Raw genomic sequence first — 16,790 nt, 5'->3', positions numbered from 1 at the left:
GTAGAAATCAACTCCTTAATATGAAGAAAATGCGTCTCCTGCTGCCCTTTGTTTTGCTGGCTTTTGGGGCGCGGGGGCAGGCCCCGCAAGCGTTGAGCAAGCAGCAGGAAAAGAACCTGTCGGCCTTCGCCCGCCTCTTCGGCTACGTGCGCTATTTCCACCCTTCGGACGAGGCTCAGACGATTTCCTGGCCCATGCTGGCCACTAAGGGCAGCCGCCAGATGCTGGCCGTGCAGAACGACGCCGAGCTGATTCGGGAGTTGAATAATCTATTTCAGCCGTTGGGGCCCACCATCCGGGTATTCTCCACCCGCCAGCCGGTGAAGTTCGACCCGGCCACCTTGCAGCCACCTGGGTCGGCACACGCCACCAAAGTGGTTTCGTGGCAGCACCAGGGCCTGTACACCGGCAAGGGCAAGATGTATCAGAGCGTCCGGCTGAACCGGCCCGGCACCCCGGGCAGCACCACGCCGCTGGCCGTGAGCATGGATGCCAGCGCCTACGCCGGCCAGCCCTATGAGGTGGACCTGAGCTGGCGGCGCGGCAAGAACAGCCCCCCGGCCACGTTCACCATCACCCACCGCCAGCTGCTGGGCGGCACCGAAAACCGCCGCGCCACCCAGCAACGCCCCAACCAGGCCGTAGCCGCGGCGGGCAACCACTACCTCTTCAGCGGCCGCCTCGACTCGGCAGCCCAGCGGCTGGACTTGGCGCTGGGGGCACCGGCTGGCTTTGAGGACAGTCTGAACGTGACCATCTCGGCCATCGTGAAAGGCAAAAAAGTGAAGCTGAGTCCGGTACAAGGCGAGTCTGATAAAGCAAGCGATAAACAGACGGTTGAAATAGATTTCACATCGCCCGACCTGCTGGCAGAGCCGCTGTTCAAGGAGCAGTCGCGGCTGGGCGACTACGTGACCCGCGAAGTCGCACCGGGCATCAGCTGCACCGTGCCGCTGGCGCTGGCCGCCAACGCCGCCCACACCTACCCGCTGGCTGATTCGCTTCGGCTCAACCAATTGCACATCAAGGCCAACGACCGGACGAAGTACCCGGCCGAGTGGGCCCGCTACCAGGGCGAGCGCACCATTGGGCTGCCCGAGGTGCGGCTGGCCAACGTCATCGAAGCCTGGAATGCCATGCGGCACGGCTACGCCTACTGGGGCAGCGCCACTGTGACGCCCGACACGCTGCTGCACCAGACCCTGCGCCGGGCCTACCGCGAAAATTCCACGCTGGAATTCCAGCGCACCCTGGAGCTGATGACGGCTGCCCTCAACGACGGGCACGCCTGGGCCATGCACTCGGCGTACAGCTCGCGGCACTACACCGTGCCGGCTTACCTGGGCAAAGTGGAGGGCCAGGTAGTGGTGCTGCAGGTGCTGACTCCCCGGCTGGCCCCGCAGCTGCGGCGGGGCGATGTGGTGCTGACCATCGACGGCGTGGCGGCCGAAAAGGTGTTGCAGGAGCAGGCCAGCCGCATTTCCGGCTCGCCTCAGAACAAGGAATTCCGGGCGCTGCTGGCTTTGGCCGACGGGCCCAAGGACCAGCCGACCACCCTGACGCTGCGCCGGGGCGACAGCACCCTCACCGTGCGCCAGCCCCGGACAATGTTCACGCCCAACTACCAGACCGGCAACCTGATTACCGCCCAGCGGCCCAACGGCTGGCTGGCGCCCGGCATCTACTACTACAACCTGGCCACGATGCCGGAAACACTCAGCCCCGCCGAATTTCAAACCCTGGCCCAGGCCAAATCCGTCATCTTCGACATCCGCAACTACCCCGGCAACGGCGTGTACTCCCTGATTCCGATGCTGCTGAAGGCGCCGGCCGAAACCACCATCACCTACAATATGGATATGCTCCGGCCCGACCAGGAAAACATCCGCTACAGCCCCAACGTGGTGCGCAAGGAGCCCGGCGCGCAGCACCTGTCCGGCAAGATGTATTTCCTGACCGACGTGGCGGCCCAGAGCCACCCCGAAACCTTCCTGGGCCTGCTGCGGGGCTTCCACTTGGGCACCTTCGTGGGCCGGCCCACCTCCGGGGCCAACGGCGGCATCAGCTACGTGCCGCTGCAAAGCGGCTTCTCGGTGAGCTACAGCGGCATGCTGGTGAAAAACGCCGACGGCAGCCGCCACCACGCCATCGGCATCCAGCCCGACGTGTTGGTGACGCCCACCCTCGCGTCCGTCCGTCAGGGGCAGGACCTCATCCTGGAAACGGCCCTGCAGCTGGCCAAAAGCGGCAAGTAGCCCCCACGGCTACAGCGCCGGCTTCACGTCCAGCACAAAGCTGCGGCTGCCGGCCAGGCCGTTGGTGGCCAGGCCCTGCAGCACCACGAGGTAGCGGCCGGCCTGGTCGCCGGTGTAGAAATCCAGCGTTTTGGCAGCGGGACCAGCCAGGCTGATTTCGGGGTTCCAGTAGAGGAGGTTGCGCAGGTCGGGCAGGCGGCTTTTGGCGGCTTCGGGCGTGTCGTAGCGCGGGGCGTAGAACTCGCGCTGGCGCTGCACGCCTTCGTACTCCTGCACCAGCACGCGCGGGTCGAGCGGGAAGCCTTCGAGGTCGCCTTTGTAGGTGGTGAAGCTCACGATGCCGTTGTACACGGCCGGGCCGTGGAAGTAGCGGCCGTCCAGCACGTCGAGCTTGCGAATCTTGAGCGGGTTCATGGCCATCATCTTGTTGATGTTGAACACCGGCACGCCGTCGAGCAGCACCATGGGGTTTTCCGACAGCACGGTTTTGTTCAGCCGGTCCACCACCAGCAGGTGGAATCCGTCTTTGCGAATGCGGACCACCACGCCCGGCACGTACTCGCGTAGCACCTCCTCCATCACCTTAAAGCGCGTGAACTTGTCGAGCAGGTATGTCTCATCGGGCTTGCCAAAAAAGGCCAGGCTGTCCACCCGCTCGGCGGCGTAGCGGTTGCGGTGCTTGCCCGCAAAAACGTTCTGCACCTGGGCCTGGAAGTGCCGCCGGGCGTAGTCCTGCTGGAAGCGCGGCGTGATGCCGAACGCCGGGCGCGGCCCCGTGGCGTAGCGCCCCGAAAACGGGCTGAGCACCGTGAGCAAGCTGGTGCTGTCCTGGCCGGGGTCAGTTTGCAGCACGATGTCGCGGGAGCCACCGAAGCGGTTGCGCTCAAAGCGAACGATGCCCTGCTCATTGCTGGCGGCCACGCTCAGGTCCACAATGCGGCTGGGCGAGGCCAGGTAGGTGGTGACGCCCGTGCGCGGCTGGCGGGTATCGGCGCGCAGTACCTGCGCCTGAATGACAGGGCCATACGGCTCGGCCAGAAACTCAAACGGTTTGGGCGCTGCCAGCACGTCTTCCCACCGGAAACGGCTCCAGCCCTGCGTGAGCAGCAAGTTGTCAGTGGCTTCGGCGGCCTCGGGGCCAGTGGCGGTAAAGTAATAATCGGGGCTTTCCACCGTGCCCTGCAAATCTGACGTGAGCCAGAGGTAACGGTCGATGCCCGGGCCGGGCGTCGTGGTCAGCGAATCGAGCCGGTACACGGCCATCGACAGATTGGCCGCTGCCGCCGCGGGCAGCGCGGCCGTGGCCACCTGTACGCTCACCTTATCGCGGGTACCGTACTGCGCCTTGTCGGCCCGGCCCGTGATGCTCAGCAGCTGCTGCGGCGCCCGGAAATATAGCCGCTCACACACCGGCTTGCGGTCGGCGTTGAACAGCGTGAGGTGCGACACCCCATCGAGCAAGGCGCTTTTGTTGATGACAAACACGGCCTTGCCGTTCCGCAGCGGCTCGCGCGTGGCCACGGCCACCTGCTGCCGCGAGTGGGCCAGCAGGGACAGCGTTTCGGCGGGGACGCCGCTGGCGCTCACGGTCAGGGTCAGCTGGTCGGGGCCGGTGTCGTCGAGGCGCAGCACGTAGCCCTGCTCGGCGGGCGCGGGCAGTGGGCGCGTGAGGATGCGCTTTGGCCCCAGGGTGATGCTGGCGGTGTAGGTGTCGGGGCCGGCCGCCGGGGTGAAGTCGAAATGGCCCATGCCGAAGCGCAGGGTGCGAAACGTGGCTACCACGGCGCCGCTGGCGCTGAGCACCTTGCCCTCGGCGGCCACGCCGCGCCCGGCCTTATCGGTGATTTTGAACGCCACCCGGCTGCGAAGGCCTCGCACCAGGTGCCCGCCTTCGGGAAAGAACTGCGCGTCGTACGAAGCGGCCGAGTCGCGGGCGCCGGCGCCGGAGGCCGACTGCGTGTTAATCACCGTGATGGGGCGGTGGAAGTAGGCGTCGGGGCTGAAGTTTTTCATCCAGCTGGTGTAGGCCCGCACCGTGTAGCTGCCCGCCACCAGGGCCGTGGGCAGCCCCAGCGAGCCCTGGCCGCTGCCTTTTTGCAGGGCCACCTTGGTTTGGAGCACGGGCTGCTGGTCGGCATCCAGCACTTCCACGTAGGCCACGCTGCTCAGGGCCAGGGGGCGGGCGTGGGTGCCGTCGGCGGCGTAAATCTTAAACCACATCATTTCGCCGCTCAGGTAGGTGGGGCGGTCGAGGTGCAGAAACAGCTTTTCGTGCGGGCCGCGCCGCTCGTAGCGCAGCAGCCTGCCGGTGAGGCCGTCGAGCGAATCGAGCGGGGCGGTTTGGGCGGCGGCCGGGCGGGCCGTGCTCCAACCCAGAACCAGCAGCAGCCCCAGGCCGGCCAGGGCGCGCTTATTCATCTGAAAAAAAACCATGCGGGTACGACGCTTCAATGCTGCTAAAAAAAACACGGCCTAGGGCCAGAAGCTGGGCTTAACGGAGGTGCCGCGCGTGCGGCAGTCGATGCAGTCCCGGGATTTGGCCGTGTAGCCGTTGAGGACGCCCATTTTGTTGTAAAGCTCCTCGATGGGCAGCGCGCTGCCCGCGCCAAAAATGGACTGCAGCACCTGGGCCGGGTTCGGCGGCGGCATGCCGCGGTCAAAAAAGACGCTGTCGGGCGGCTGGCAGCTTTCGTAGCCGTTCTTCACCAGCCAGGCGCGCGGCAGCTCCGCCCGCCGGATGAAAATCCGCTTTTCCGTCATCGAATGAGCCCCGATGAAGCCCAAGGCCGCATCCGAGGGGCTGTTGAGGCAGCGCACGTTGCCGGTGAGCTGGGCGGGCTGCGCGTCGAACAGCGAGCCGATGCTCTCAGTGTTTTTGCGCAGCAATTCCCAATAGCCGTACTCTTCCTTAGTGAGGGCGTGCTGCTGCACCAGAATGCTATAGCGGCTGTCGAGCAGGTTGGACGTGGTGGGCAACTGCCGTACCCGGAAATCGGACACCACATCCTGGGTCAGGGCCGTGGTTTTGGCAATCTGAATGGGCGTTGAAGGGGCCGTGCCCCAGCAGATGGTCGGAAACGGCACCACAATGTCGCGCATGGCGCCGTTCACATACTCCACTTGGGGCCGGTAAATGGGGTTAATTTCCCAGGTTTCCACATAGTCCCAGCGGTAGTACTGGCTGTTGCCGGTGGCGTCGTGGGTGTTCACGTAGATGTTAAGGCCCTCGTTGTCGGTGCGCCAGGTCACGGCGTCAATAGCAGGCGTGGTCTTCACGGGCACGTAGTCGGAGGCGTACTCCTTGCCGGCCAGTGTGTTGAGGTGCAGGCGGTACTTGCGGGCCGGGTTCAAGGTTTGGGCGGCCGAGGTGTAGGTGCCCTTCACGCTGGTTTCGGTCAGCAGCAGGCGCGTGCCGGCCTCGTCCTCGATGTACACCGTGGCGCGGGTCTCGGTGGGCGCGGCCGTTTTCGAGGCGATGGCGTAGGCGCGCGAGAGCTTGATGGTGGTCACGCCCTGGCTATTAAGAAAGCCATCGACCACCAGCAGGCTCGGTGGCGAGGTCGTGACGTCGGGCGCGAACGAGTCGGTGCAGCCGGCCAGCAGCGCCAGCGCCCCGGGCAGCCAGCGGCGCAGCGCAAATAGGGAGGAGAAGCGCATTATCAGAATTTGAAGTTGTAAGTGACAGTCGGAATCGGGTTGCCGAAAATGGACAGCTGGTAGCCCTTAATCTGGCCGCCCACCGATTTAAAATACACGGAATACGGGTTGCGGCGGCCAGTGAGGTTGTACACGCCCACCGTCCAGGAGCTGTGGGCCAGCTTCTTAACCTTGTGGCTGCCCTCGATGTTGAGTGCCAGGTCGATGCGGTAGTAGTCGGGCACGCGGTAGGCGTTGCGGTCGGAGTAGTACACGCGCAGCGAGTTGTTGAGGTAGTATTTGGCCAGCGGCAACGTGATGGGCCGGCCGGTGCTATAAGTAGCGTTTACACTGGTGCTGAAGCGGCGCGAAAAGCGGTAGTTGCCCACCAGCGTGAAATCGTGCGGCTTGTCGAAGTTGCTGGGGTAGTACTGGCCGCCGTTCACCATGTCGGAGGTGGTGGCCGCGTTCACCTGCACCAGGGAGCGGGAATAGGTGTAGCCCACCCAGCCGTTGAGCTTGCCGGTGAGCTTCTTCACGAAAAACTCCACCCCGTAGGCCTTGCCCTCGGCGTTGATGATGTCGGTTTCGATGTGGTGGTTGAGCACCAGCGTGGCGCCGCTCTTGTAATCCACGAAGTCGCGCAGCGTTTTGTAGTAGCCCTCCACCGACACCTCAATGGTGTTCGATTTGAAATTGCGGTAGTAGCCCAGCGAGTATTGGTCGCCCACCTGTGGCCGGATATTGTTGTCGCTCAGCTTCCACACGTCGGTCGGCGACACCGAGGCCGTGTTTGTGAGCTGGTGAATGTACTGGCGCGTGCGGGTGTAGCTGCCCTTCACCGACGACTTGTCGTCCAGCGAATAGCGCGCCGACAGCCGGTATTCCGGCCCCTGGTACGAGGCCAGCACCTTGTTCGAGCCGTACTGCACCGTGTCGATAATCGTGGATTCGGAGCGCGACTGGCCGGGCGCGTACTGGTACACCTCGCGCGGCCCCAGCGCCTGGAAGAATGAGAAGCGCAAGCCCGCCGAAATCGAAAATCGCGACGTGATGTCGAACTTATCTGACACGTACAGAGCGCTTTCCAAGGCGCGCTCCTTGCCCAGCACGTCGGGCCGAATCAGCGACTTTTCGCCCAGCGGCAGGAAGCTGCCCGGCGCGATGTTGTAGAGCAGCGTGCTGCCACCGAAGTCGATGGTGTGCTTGCTGTTAGGATAGTAGCTGAAATCGGCCCGCAGGCCCGATTGGCCGACGGCATACTTGAGCTGCGAGGCCGACACCGGGTTCTGGGTGGTGGTCACGTCGTAGTCGTAGTGGCTGTAGGTGCCCGTAAGCACGCCGTAGAGCTGGTTGTTGAAGTTGTGGCGCCACTTCAGGCTGGCGGCTTGGTTGCGGTAGCTATATGTCGTGTCGCTGGCCAGCCGAAACCGGTCGGTGCTGAAATAGCCGGTGGCGTAGAGCGTGTTCTTCTCGTTGACCTCGTGCATGACGTGGGCCGTGACGTCGTAGAACGAGGCTGCGCTCTTGGCGAAGTTTCGGTCCGACAGCTGCTTCAGAATCCAGTCCGAATAGCTGGCCCGGCCGCTCACGATGAACGAGCTTTTGTCTTTCGCAATGGGCCCTTCCAGCGTGACGCGGCTGGTGAGCGGGCCGATGCCGCCCGCACCGCCAAACTTTTTCTTATTGCCCTCGCGGGTCGTAATGTCCAGCACCGACGCCAGGCGCCCGCCGTACTTGGCCGGAATGGCGCTTTTGTACAGCTCCACGCCCTGCAAAATGTCGGGGTTGAAGGCCGAGAAAAAGCCGAACAGGTGCGACGGATTGTAGATAGTGGCGTCGTTGAACAGAATCAAGTTCTGGTCGGTGGCGCCGCCGCGCACGTTGAGGCCGGTGCTGCCTTCACCCACCGTTTTCACGCCCGGCAAGGTCATGATGACGCGCAGAATGTCCGTCTCGCCGAAGGCCGTGGGCACCTGGCGCATGGTCTTGATATCCAGCTTCTCCAGGCCCATTTGCATGCCCGACACGTTCTTGTCCTTTTCGGCCTCAATCACCACTTCCTTCAGCGTGATGATGTCTTCCTCCACCTCAATCTCCAGCTTGCCGTCGCCGCGCAGCACCACTTGGCGCTTGGTGTTCTTGATGCCCAAACCCCGGATTTTTAGGTCGTAGCGCCCGGCCGGCAGCGTGAGCGAGTAGAAGCCGAACTGGTCCGTAGTAGCCCCCACGTTCAGCGACTCGGCCACGATGGACGCCCCAATCACCGGCTCGCCCGATTTCTGGTCGCGGATGTGGCCGGCCAGCGTGACCCGCCCACCGCCGCCACCGGCCCCAATCTCATACACCTTGTATTCGGAAGCGCTGATGAGGCGCGAGCGGGTGGGCGCGGGGGCGCTGGGGTCGGCATCGGCCTGGGCCAGCGCGGCCGGGGCCACGGGCCGAGGCTCGTAGAAATCGGCGGCCGGGGCGCCCGAAATCACCGCGCCGCTGGTCACGAATACGCGGCGCTCGTCGTCGAGGGCGAAGCGGAATTTGGTGTTTTGCAGGGCTTCGCGCAGCACGACATCCACGGGCTGGGCCTGCACGCGCAGCGTCACAAAAAGGCTGTCCACGGCCGCGGGGTCGAAGTAAAAGCGGTAGGCCGTCTGGGCTTCCACCTGGCTGGCAAACTGCTCAAACAGCACATGATTGAAGTCGCCGGTAACGGTTTTCTCGGCTTGTTGGCCGTGGCTGGTCAAGCTCAGCAGAAGCAGCACAACCAGGCTGCAACAGGTAGAATAACAATGCTTCATGAAAGGAAATCGATAACGCTCAAATGCTGAAAAGGCCGGCCCCTACCGCGCGGCCAGCCCGGAATAGTAGCGGGCCAGCTGCACCACCGACGCCTCAAACGCGGCTTTCTTGAAGGACAGCTTCTGGGCTTTCGCATATTCCTGCACCTCCTTGCCGCGGTCGGCAAACACGCGTAGCGCGGCCGCCTTGCGGCCCACGGGGTAGTAGGTGCCGGCTTTTTTGATGAACAGCTCGTCCTGAGGTACAAACTCCACGCTGATGATTTGCTGGGCAACGTGTTCCTGCAGGCGCTTGGAGCGCCGGGCCAGCACCTGCACGGTGCTATCGAGCAGCACTTCGTAGTAGCCCGTCTCGATGACGCGCCGGCTGGCGCTGTCGGCCACCAGCCGCACAAAGCGGTGGCTACTCACCGAAAAAGACTGCACGTTGTCGTTGATGAGCCGCAGCGAGAGCGGGCTACGAGGCGGCGAGAGCACCACCTGGTCTTTCACCACATCATAGGCCAGCAAGAGGTTGGCGAAGTAATGGCCGTTGTAGAGTACCGCCCCCGGCTGCCGCGTAGGCTCCAAAAAAAACTGGTGCCCTATCCTGACGCGGTAGGGCAGGGCGTAGTCGATGTATTCGGGGCCGTTGTAGAGTTGCGAAGGCAGCGCAAAAGCCGCCGCATACTGCTGCTCGGCCGTGGCCACCGCCGAGGCCAGCGCGGCCGTGGGGGCGGCCGTCTGGGCGGCCGCGCGCTGGCCAAACAGCGGCACGCAAAGCAATGCCAGGCCGGCAAGGCGTTGTAGTTTCATGAAAAGGACGGAATGTGGCAGTAAGGAACCTCTAAGCTAGGGGTTAGGCGCAACATGTTTGGTTTTGGGGCTGCGGTACTTGCCGCCCCCGTCGCTTCAGCCGTCGTTGAGCGGGCTTTTTATCAGATAAAATTCTCGGTTAATAGTCCTAAGCCGCCCGCGAGCCATTGCCTGGGGCCAGCCGATGGATGACCGGTGCCGGTCGTGAGAGGTTGCCCGATGGTCGATAAGGAGCAGGGCCGCGCCCGGTGCCCGGCTAAGTTTGCCCGCATCCGGGCCGCAAATTCAGTAGGTCAACGCCTATTGCGGCTTTCTATTCTTACCCCATTCGTTTGAGCTTATGAAAAATTACGTTCTGCTGCTGGCGCTTGGGCTGGGCGCGGCCCTGCACGCTTCGGCCCAAATTTCCCTGCCCAAAATCGGCAACCTCAAGCTGCCCCCGATGGGCAAAACCACCGGCACCGCGCCCGCCGGCGTGAGCAACACCGACGCCGCCAACGGCCTCAAGGAAGCCCTCATCCAGGGCATCAGCAAAGGGGCCGACCAAGCCTCGAAAACCGACGGCTTCAACCTGAACTCACTCATCCGCATTCCCTTTCCACCCGATGCGCAGCGCGTGGCCACCAAGCTGCGGGCCCTGGGCCTGGGCAGTCAGGTTGATGCCTTTGAGCTGAGTCTGAACCGCGGGGCCGAAGACGCCGCCCAAAGCGCCAAGCCCATTTTTCTGAATGCCATCAAGAGCCTGACGTTCACGGATGTGTGGAATATTCTGAGCGGGCAGTCCGACGCGGCCACGCAGTACCTCAAGCGCACCACCACCGGCCAGCTCACCACCGCGTTTCAGCCCATCATCCAGCAAAGCCTCGACAAAGTGGGCGCTACCAAGTACTACACCCAACTGAGTACCACCTATAACCGTCTGCCGCTGGTGCAGCCCGTGCAAACTGACCTCAACCAATACGCCACCGGCAAGGCTATTGACGGCCTGTTCACGCTCATCGCTCAGGAAGAAGCCAACATCCGCCAAAACCCCGTGGCCCGCACCACCGAGCTGCTGAAAAAGGTGTTTGGGGGGTGAGTGAAGGGGTTGCTGCGTTCTAACGGGCGCCTCACCCCCTGACCCCCTCTCCCAAAGGAGAGGGGGCACCGGTTATGCCCCATCCTCAAATCGTTAGGCACCCCTCTCCTTTGGGAGAGGGGCCGGGGGTGAGGCGCCCGCCAGAACGAAGCCCAGCAGTACGTACCCATTTAAAAAATCGACCCAATTCGTTCCTCACCCGCCGCTCCGCCGTAAACGAAGCCCATGCGCTACGTTTCCCTCGACCTTGAAACCTCCGGCTCGAACCCGCGCCGCCACCAGATTCTGGAGCTAGCGGCCGTGGTGGAAGACTCGCGCCACCCGCTGCCGCTGGCCGAACTGCCCGCTTTCCGGCGCGTGGTGCGCCACCCCGAGTACGTGGGCACGGCCGGCGCCCTGGCCCTCAACGCCCGCCTGCTGCAGGAACTCGCTCAAAAGGAATTCAACCCCGAGCTATGCACGCCCGACGAGCTGCTGCCGCAGCTGCGCGAGTTTCTGCTGGCTCAGGGCTTTCGGGCCGATGCGAAAGACTGCGTGTCGGTGACAATGGCGGGCAAGAACATCGGCGTTTTCGACCTGGGCTTTCTGAAAGAGCTGCCCGGCTACGGCACGCTGGTGCGCGCCGAGCCCGCCATGCTCGACCCCGCCGCCTTCTACCTCAACTGGCACAAAGACTCGCGCCTGCCCAGCATGAGCATCTGCAAGGCCCGCGCCCGCTTCGACGACCGCGAAGTGGCCCACGAAGCCCTGGCCGACGCCCTGGACGTGGTGCGCCTGCTGCGGCCGTTTTACCAGCTGCCGGTGTATCAGCAGGTTATTAAGCCGAATGACGGCGTTTGAGTGCGTCACAGAGGTAGCCAGTAAAAAAAGAACGTCATGCTGAGCGCAGTCGAAGCATGACGTTCTTTCTGTGAGCTTAATCCGCTCGGATATTAAATCCGCTGCAAGCCCTTGTAAAAAGATTCCTGGTACGACTTGCCGATGGGCACGAAGTGGCCGCCGCGCAGGTTGGCGGTGTTGTCTTCAATGGACTCGATGTGTTGAGTGTTCAGCAAGTAGCTGCGGTGCACCCGAATGAAATTCGGAAACTGCGCCAGCCGGGTTTCGAGGGCCTTGAGCGTGGTGTAGACGATGTATTTCTGCTTGGCCGTCACGATGTTGACGTAGTCGGATAGTGCCTCTACGTACAGCACCTCGTCGAAATTGATGCGCACCATGCGGCTGTTCACCTTCACAAACAGGTCGGTGTTGGCTGGTGCGTCGGGCGCAAGCGCGGCGGCCGGGGCGTTCTGGCTGGCGCGCGACTGCACCCGCTGCACGGCCTGCGTGAAACGGGCAAAATCGAAGGGCTTCACCAGGTAATCGGTCACGCGCAGCTCGAAGGCGTCGACGGCAAAATCCTGGCGGGCCGTGGTGATGATGACTTCGGGCGGGTCGGTGAGAACGCGCAGCAACTCCAGGCCGTTGAGGTGGGGCATCTCAATGTCGAGAAACAGGACGTCTACCTTGTTGCCCTCGCGGAAAAACGTGAGCCCGGCAATGCCATCGCCCAACGAGGCCATTAGCTTGAGATTGGGCGTGAGTTCGATGTAGTGCTCAAGCGTCAGACGGTTGATTTCATCGTCGTCGATGATGGCGCATGTTAACATAGAGTGAGGAAAGGAAGGGTAGCGGGCAAAAGTATCAGGACGTTCGCCGGTATAAAGTAACAACTCGCAGAGGAAAAGCCGACGACCGTCTACCAAAGAAAGCGCCAGCAAAGCCTGGCGAATAGCTTTGGGAATTGCAAATAACACAGAGTGAGCCCGCTGGTTAAAGCTTCGCTTCTGCTTTTTTACATCATGTTGAAGTTACGTCGTATTGCCCTGTTGTGGTTTTTGCTGATTGGTAGCACGTTAGCCGCGCAGGCTGCCCGCCGCCCCCGCCCCCTGACCACCCCCGAAACTGAGGCGCGCAACGAGGTTTTCGAGCCCAGCCTGTCTGGTCAGGTTCGGGAGGCCCGGCGCATCACGCATTTCCTGGCCGACGTCCTGACGCTCAGCCGCGAGCAGCTACAAGCGGTCGAATCTTTCACCCGGGCCGAGCGCTGGGCGCTGGCCCTGGCCGCCACCGCCGGGCAGGCCGCCCAGGCCCAGCGCGAGTATCGCCTGGCCGTATACCACGTGCTCGATACCCGCCAGCTCAGCACCTACCAGGCGTTGTGCCAGCGCCTGGCCGGCACCGCCCAGGCCCTCGACGGCACCGAGCTGGCCATTCGCTAGCGGGCGCGGCGACGTGCTACGTTCGCTCGACCATTTCCTGCTGCACCAGCGCCTGCACGTCGGGCTGGTCGTAGTCGGTTTCGGATGCGATGTGGGGCATGAGGCGGGCCATGATGGCGTCCTGGCGCTGGCCGGCGGCCCAGGCCTCGGCGTAGGGCGTGTGCGAAAACGTGACCTGCGAGTAGAGCGGCGTCCAGCGGCCGGGGTATTGGGCCGCGATTTTGGCCTCAATCTTCTTCTGAAGCAGGAAGCGCGGGTCGGCCACCCGGTCGCGCATTTCCACGAAGTTGTACACGGCCAGGTCGGCCATGGCGTCGTTGTTGGGCTTGCGCTGCTGCTGAAATTCGGCGAAAATGGTGGCCCAGTCGGCGTCGCCGTGCTGGTCGAGCAGCTCATTGAGCACGCTGCAATCCTCGAAGCCGGCGTTCATGCCCTGCCCGTAGAAGGGCACGATGGCGTGGGCCGCGTCGCCGAGCAGCAGCACGTCGTCGTCGTACTTCCACGGAAAGCAGCGGATGGTGACCAGCGAGCCCGTGGGGTGCTCGAAAAATTCCTTTTCCAGCGCTGGCATCAGGGGCGTGGCGTCGGGAAATACGCGGGTGAAAAAGGCCGTCACATCGGCCGGTGTTTGCAGCGCGGCAAAGCTTTCAGGGCCTTCGTAAGGGAAGAACAGCGTGCAGTTGAACGAGCCATCGAGGTTGGGCAGCGCAATCATCAGGTACTGGCCGCGGGGCCAGATGTGCAGCGCGTTTTTTTCCAGCTGCCAGGCCCCGCCGGGGCCGGCCTCAATGGTCAGTTCCTTATAGCCATACTCCAGGTAGTCCTGCGAGTAGTCGAACCGTTCCTGCCGCTGCAGGGCTGCGCGCACGGCCGAAAAAGCGCCATCGGTGCCGAACAGGCGGCGGTAAGGCACGTCGTGCTCGGCCTGAGTTGTGGTATCGCGCAGGTGCAACTGCTGCTTTTTGAGGTCGATGCCCAGGCACTGCTGGCCGAAATGCAGGCTGACGCCGGTCTGGGCCTCGGCCAGGTCGAGCAGGCGGCGATTGAGGTGGCCCCGGTTTACGGAGTAAATGGCCTGGCCCTCGCGGCCGTAAGGCTGGCGGGTGAGGTTGCCCTGCACGTCGTGCATCACGCGGCCGGTCATTGCAATGCCTACCTGGCGGATGTCGTTGGCCACGCCCACGCCGCTCAGCGCGTGCCAGCCCCGGTCCGATAGCGCTAGGTTGATGGAGCGGCCTTCCTGAAAGCCGGCGCGGCGCGGGTCGGCCCGCCGCTCAAAAACCTGCACGGCGTGGCCCCGGCGGGCCAGATACAACGACAACAACGAACCCACCAGGCCGGCGCCCATCACGGTGAGCGGCTCGGCGGCGGGCGAAAACGGCAAATCAGCAGCCATAGGAAGGGAGGGGAAGAAAGTGGAAAGCCCCGAGGGGCGGGTGGGCAGCGAAGCTACTACGCTGCGGGGCTTCGCCGGCGCGGCCGGCAAATTCCCATCCGCTCAGCAGTTGCACTCATCGCCTAATCGATATGACTGGTCGTAAAATTTCCGGCTGAGGCAACCGGTAGCAGACCTTTGACGAATTAGAACTAAATCACCATTTGCTATGACTCACTTTCGTTTTCGCTACAAGTGCATGAGCTACCGCCGGTGGCGCTGCCGGGCCAGCCGCCGCAGCACTCAGCGGTTCATGGTGCCGTTGGCCACTACCGGCTTCGCACCCAGCGCGGCCGCCTGGCGGCGCATGTTGCCCGCGCCGGTGCGGCTCCAACCCGCCGCGAAAGCGCTGCAAATAGGCGACTATGTGGTGGGCGAAGAAGGCGACCTGCTGCTGTACGGACACCCCGACATTCGTTATTAAAATAATGATTATAAAAGTATTGTCAGCGCATGCCGGGCTGTGGCAGGTGTGTGAATTATTGATTAGATAGAATCTCGTAGCCGCGCTTCCTCCGTTTCTGCCCATTTTCTGGTTTAGCCACAGCGTTACAACATTCTGCCCATCTCCTTGCCCGCCTGCCCCAAGGCGGGCCCTGCTACCGGCCTGCTGCCACTGAGCCTTCCGTCCCGGGGTTCAAGAGCGCAGCCGCCCAACCGTAATCATGCGCCTGGCGCCCCTTTATCCCGCCGCAGCGGTCGGCCCCGTTGCCGCCGCCGGGGCCTGGTACATTCCTTGTAAAAGGAAGGCGTTGCTATGCAAGTGGCTGAATACGGGTTGGTTATTGATGCTACATCGTTCCTTTCACTGATGCCCCGCAAAGCCTCTCCTCCAATGTTACCTGCCATCAAGCCAACAACTGCGGCCGACCCGGCGCCGCCCAGCCTTCCGGCTTTGCCCGCTTCGGAAGCGGCAGAAGAAACGCCCGAAGCGACTCCCACTTTCTGGGTCGGCGACTACGAGGTGGGCGACGGCTACTTCTCCGAGCTGAGCGGGCATCCCGATATCATCTATTAAAAGTGGTGAAGAAGTAAGCGTACATAAGAAGGTGCTGCCGGGCCGACCGGTCGTTGAGCAAACAAAATCGTTGCTACTTCAATCGGTCCGACCGGCATAATCGATTGCTGTTGCACAACTGTTTAGGCGAAAAGACAACAACCGGCCATCACTGCCCGCCACCCACCGGAAAGTCAGGTTCAGGCGGGGGCCCAGGGGGCGGGTGGTTTTGGGCAGCGCGTGCTGCCAGTGCTGCTGGGTGGCGCCGCGCATGAGCAGCAGGCTGCCCGAAGCCAAATCAACGGACAAAGGCGGGTGCACCAAGCCGGAGCGGGGCCGCAGCCGGAAGCGGCGCGTGGCCCCCAGGCTGAGCGAGGCAATGGTGGGCGCGGGGCCCAGCTCAGGCTCGTCGTCGGCGTGCCAGCCCATGCTGTCGCGGCCGTCGCGGTACAGGTTCAGCAGCACGCTGTTGAAGCGGGCGCCGGTGGCGGTTTCCAGGCGCTGGCGCAGGGCCAGGAGGGTGGGCGTCCAGGGGCGGGGCTCCCAGGTGAGGCCGGAATAGGTGTAGCGGGCCTCGGCGCTGCCGTACCAGGCGGTGAGGCGGGGCTGCGGAAATTGCTGCCCAAACAGCCGGATGGTGCGTTGCTCCCAGGCTACTTCGGCGCTGAGGCTCGCTAGCAACGCGGCGGCTTCGGTTTCGGACAGGAACCCGGGGTCGAAGAGCAGGTCGGCGCCGGGCAGGGCGAGGGGTGAAAGCGCCATGAGAAACGGCCATTGCGCCTGGGCCAGGCATAGGTTGGGGGCTAGGGCTGGGGCGGCTGGGGCATCATCTTCTCAATTTTCTGCCGCATCTCCTTGGGTTGTTTTTCCATCACGTAAGGAGAAATTTTTTCCAGGCCCCAAATGACGATGACGCACACCAAAACGGGCAGAAAGATGCTGCGGCTGCGAAAATTAGTGGTGCGGATGTAGCGCGGCCAGAACCAGAGGATGTAAACCAGCGCCGCCGGGATGTTAAACGCCATGAGCGCCCACACGATGTTCATGCCGTGCAGAAAGGCCCAGCTTATCAGGGCCGAGCCGATGTATAGGTAAGCGATGATGAACAGCATCAAACCCAGCATGGCCCGCTTGCGTCCCACGCGGAACAGGTTCAGGCACATGAGAATGCCCCCGGCTATCATCGAGAACATAGGCATGGGCAGAATCGAAAACAGCGCGATGGTTACCGGCGAATAGAGAGCCGGGCCGGTTTCCTCGTCGTCGGCCGAGGCTGGGGCTTCTGCTTGCTGGCGTTCGGCAGCGGCGGCAGCGTCGCGGGTGGCCTGCTCGGCGGCACCGGCTTCGAGGCCGGGGCGCAGGGCAGCTTCTTCGGGGGCGGGCTGGCCGCGGCGGCGCAGCTCATCGAAGGCCGCGAGCACGGCGGCCTCGCGGTACTGGGCATGGCCGGTCACGTATTCGCGCAGGGCCGCATCGGTCTTGAGCAGCATCTTGGCGGCGTAATCTTCCATCTTATTCAGTTATGCAGTTAGTAGTTT

General features: G+C 63.2%; 14 protein-coding genes. 6 read left to right on the top strand and 8 right to left on the bottom strand.

The window, feature by feature from the left end; genetic code table 11:
• Positions 1–29 precede the first annotated feature (29 nt).
• Complete coding sequence (locus Q5H92_RS16550) at positions 30–2,255, top strand: S41 family peptidase (protein WP_305012659.1); 2,226 nt, start codon at positions 30–32, stop codon at positions 2,253–2,255.
• 9 nt (positions 2,256–2,264) lie between these two features.
• On the opposite strand, the gene Q5H92_RS16545 is transcribed toward Q5H92_RS16550, so the two are convergent.
• From Q5H92_RS16545 to Q5H92_RS16530, 4 genes are all read right to left on the bottom strand, one after another.
• Positions 2,265–4,673 (bottom strand): hypothetical protein, encoded by a 2,409-nt coding sequence (locus Q5H92_RS16545; protein ID WP_305012658.1) that lies wholly within the window; start codon positions 4,671–4,673, stop codon positions 2,265–2,267.
• Positions 4,674–4,727: 54 nt separating this feature from the next.
• A complete protein-coding gene (locus Q5H92_RS16540; protein WP_305012657.1) occupies positions 4,728–5,912 on the bottom strand; it encodes a DUF4249 domain-containing protein in 1,185 nt (394 codons plus the stop codon).
• 2 nt (positions 5,913–5,914) lie between these two features.
• A complete protein-coding gene (locus tag Q5H92_RS16535) occupies positions 5,915–8,650 on the bottom strand; it encodes a TonB-dependent receptor (protein WP_369811157.1) in 2,736 nt (911 codons plus the stop codon).
• Positions 8,651–8,728: 78 nt separating this feature from the next.
• Positions 8,729–9,481: a hypothetical protein gene (locus tag Q5H92_RS16530; RefSeq protein WP_305012655.1), complete on the bottom strand. Its 753-nt coding sequence runs from the start codon at positions 9,479–9,481 to the stop codon at positions 8,729–8,731.
• A gap of 340 nt (positions 9,482–9,821) precedes the next feature.
• Between Q5H92_RS16530 and Q5H92_RS16525 the strand changes: the two genes are divergently transcribed.
• Both Q5H92_RS16525 and Q5H92_RS16520 read left to right on the top strand, forming a co-directional pair.
• Positions 9,822–10,559: a DUF4197 domain-containing protein gene (locus tag Q5H92_RS16525; RefSeq protein ID WP_305012654.1), complete on the top strand. Its 738-nt coding sequence runs from the start codon at positions 9,822–9,824 to the stop codon at positions 10,557–10,559.
• A 225-nt stretch (positions 10,560–10,784) separates the two neighbouring features.
• The gene (locus Q5H92_RS16520; RefSeq protein WP_305012653.1) at positions 10,785–11,399 is read left to right on the top strand and encodes a 3'-5' exonuclease family protein; all 615 of its coding nucleotides are present in this window, start codon (positions 10,785–10,787) and stop codon (positions 11,397–11,399) included.
• 92 nt (positions 11,400–11,491) lie between these two features.
• Here Q5H92_RS16520 and Q5H92_RS16515 read toward each other — a convergent pair whose 3' ends face one another.
• On the bottom strand, positions 11,492–12,208 hold the full coding sequence (locus tag Q5H92_RS16515) for a LytR/AlgR family response regulator transcription factor (protein ID WP_305012652.1): 717 nt from the start codon (positions 12,206–12,208) through the stop codon (positions 11,492–11,494).
• 192 nt (positions 12,209–12,400) lie between these two features.
• Between Q5H92_RS16515 and Q5H92_RS16510 the strand changes: the two genes are divergently transcribed.
• A complete protein-coding gene (locus Q5H92_RS16510) occupies positions 12,401–12,820 on the top strand; it encodes a hypothetical protein (RefSeq protein ID WP_305012651.1) in 420 nt (139 codons plus the stop codon).
• Between the two features lie 16 nt (positions 12,821–12,836).
• Here the strand turns inward: Q5H92_RS16510 and Q5H92_RS16505 are convergent, their stop codons facing one another.
• Positions 12,837–14,216: an FAD-dependent oxidoreductase gene (locus Q5H92_RS16505; RefSeq protein WP_305012650.1), complete on the bottom strand. Its 1,380-nt coding sequence runs from the start codon at positions 14,214–14,216 to the stop codon at positions 12,837–12,839.
• Between the two features lie 208 nt (positions 14,217–14,424).
• Here Q5H92_RS16505 and Q5H92_RS16500 point away from each other — a divergent pair, with 208 nt between their 5' ends.
• Together Q5H92_RS16500 and Q5H92_RS16495 are read left to right on the top strand one after the other, a co-directional pair.
• The gene (locus tag Q5H92_RS16500) at positions 14,425–14,679 is read left to right on the top strand and encodes a hypothetical protein (RefSeq protein WP_305012649.1); all 255 of its coding nucleotides are present in this window, start codon (positions 14,425–14,427) and stop codon (positions 14,677–14,679) included.
• Positions 14,680–15,090: 411 nt separating this feature from the next.
• A complete protein-coding gene (locus Q5H92_RS16495; protein WP_305012648.1) occupies positions 15,091–15,273 on the top strand; it encodes a hypothetical protein in 183 nt (60 codons plus the stop codon).
• A gap of 78 nt (positions 15,274–15,351) precedes the next feature.
• Here Q5H92_RS16495 and Q5H92_RS16490 read toward each other — a convergent pair whose 3' ends face one another.
• Together Q5H92_RS16490 and Q5H92_RS16485 are read right to left on the bottom strand one after the other, a co-directional pair.
• The gene (locus Q5H92_RS16490; RefSeq protein ID WP_305012647.1) at positions 15,352–16,014 is read right to left on the bottom strand and encodes an alpha-ketoglutarate-dependent dioxygenase AlkB family protein; all 663 of its coding nucleotides are present in this window, start codon (positions 16,012–16,014) and stop codon (positions 15,352–15,354) included.
• 41 nt (positions 16,015–16,055) lie between these two features.
• The gene (locus Q5H92_RS16485) at positions 16,056–16,763 is read right to left on the bottom strand and encodes a hypothetical protein (RefSeq protein ID WP_305012646.1); all 708 of its coding nucleotides are present in this window, start codon (positions 16,761–16,763) and stop codon (positions 16,056–16,058) included.
• Positions 16,764–16,790: the final 27 nt, after the last annotated feature.

Source organism: Hymenobacter mellowenesis (genome assembly GCF_030581005.1).
Lineage (GTDB): Bacteria > Bacteroidota > Bacteroidia > Cytophagales > Hymenobacteraceae > Hymenobacter > Hymenobacter mellowenesis.
This window is presented reverse-complemented; position numbering and strand designations above follow the sequence as displayed.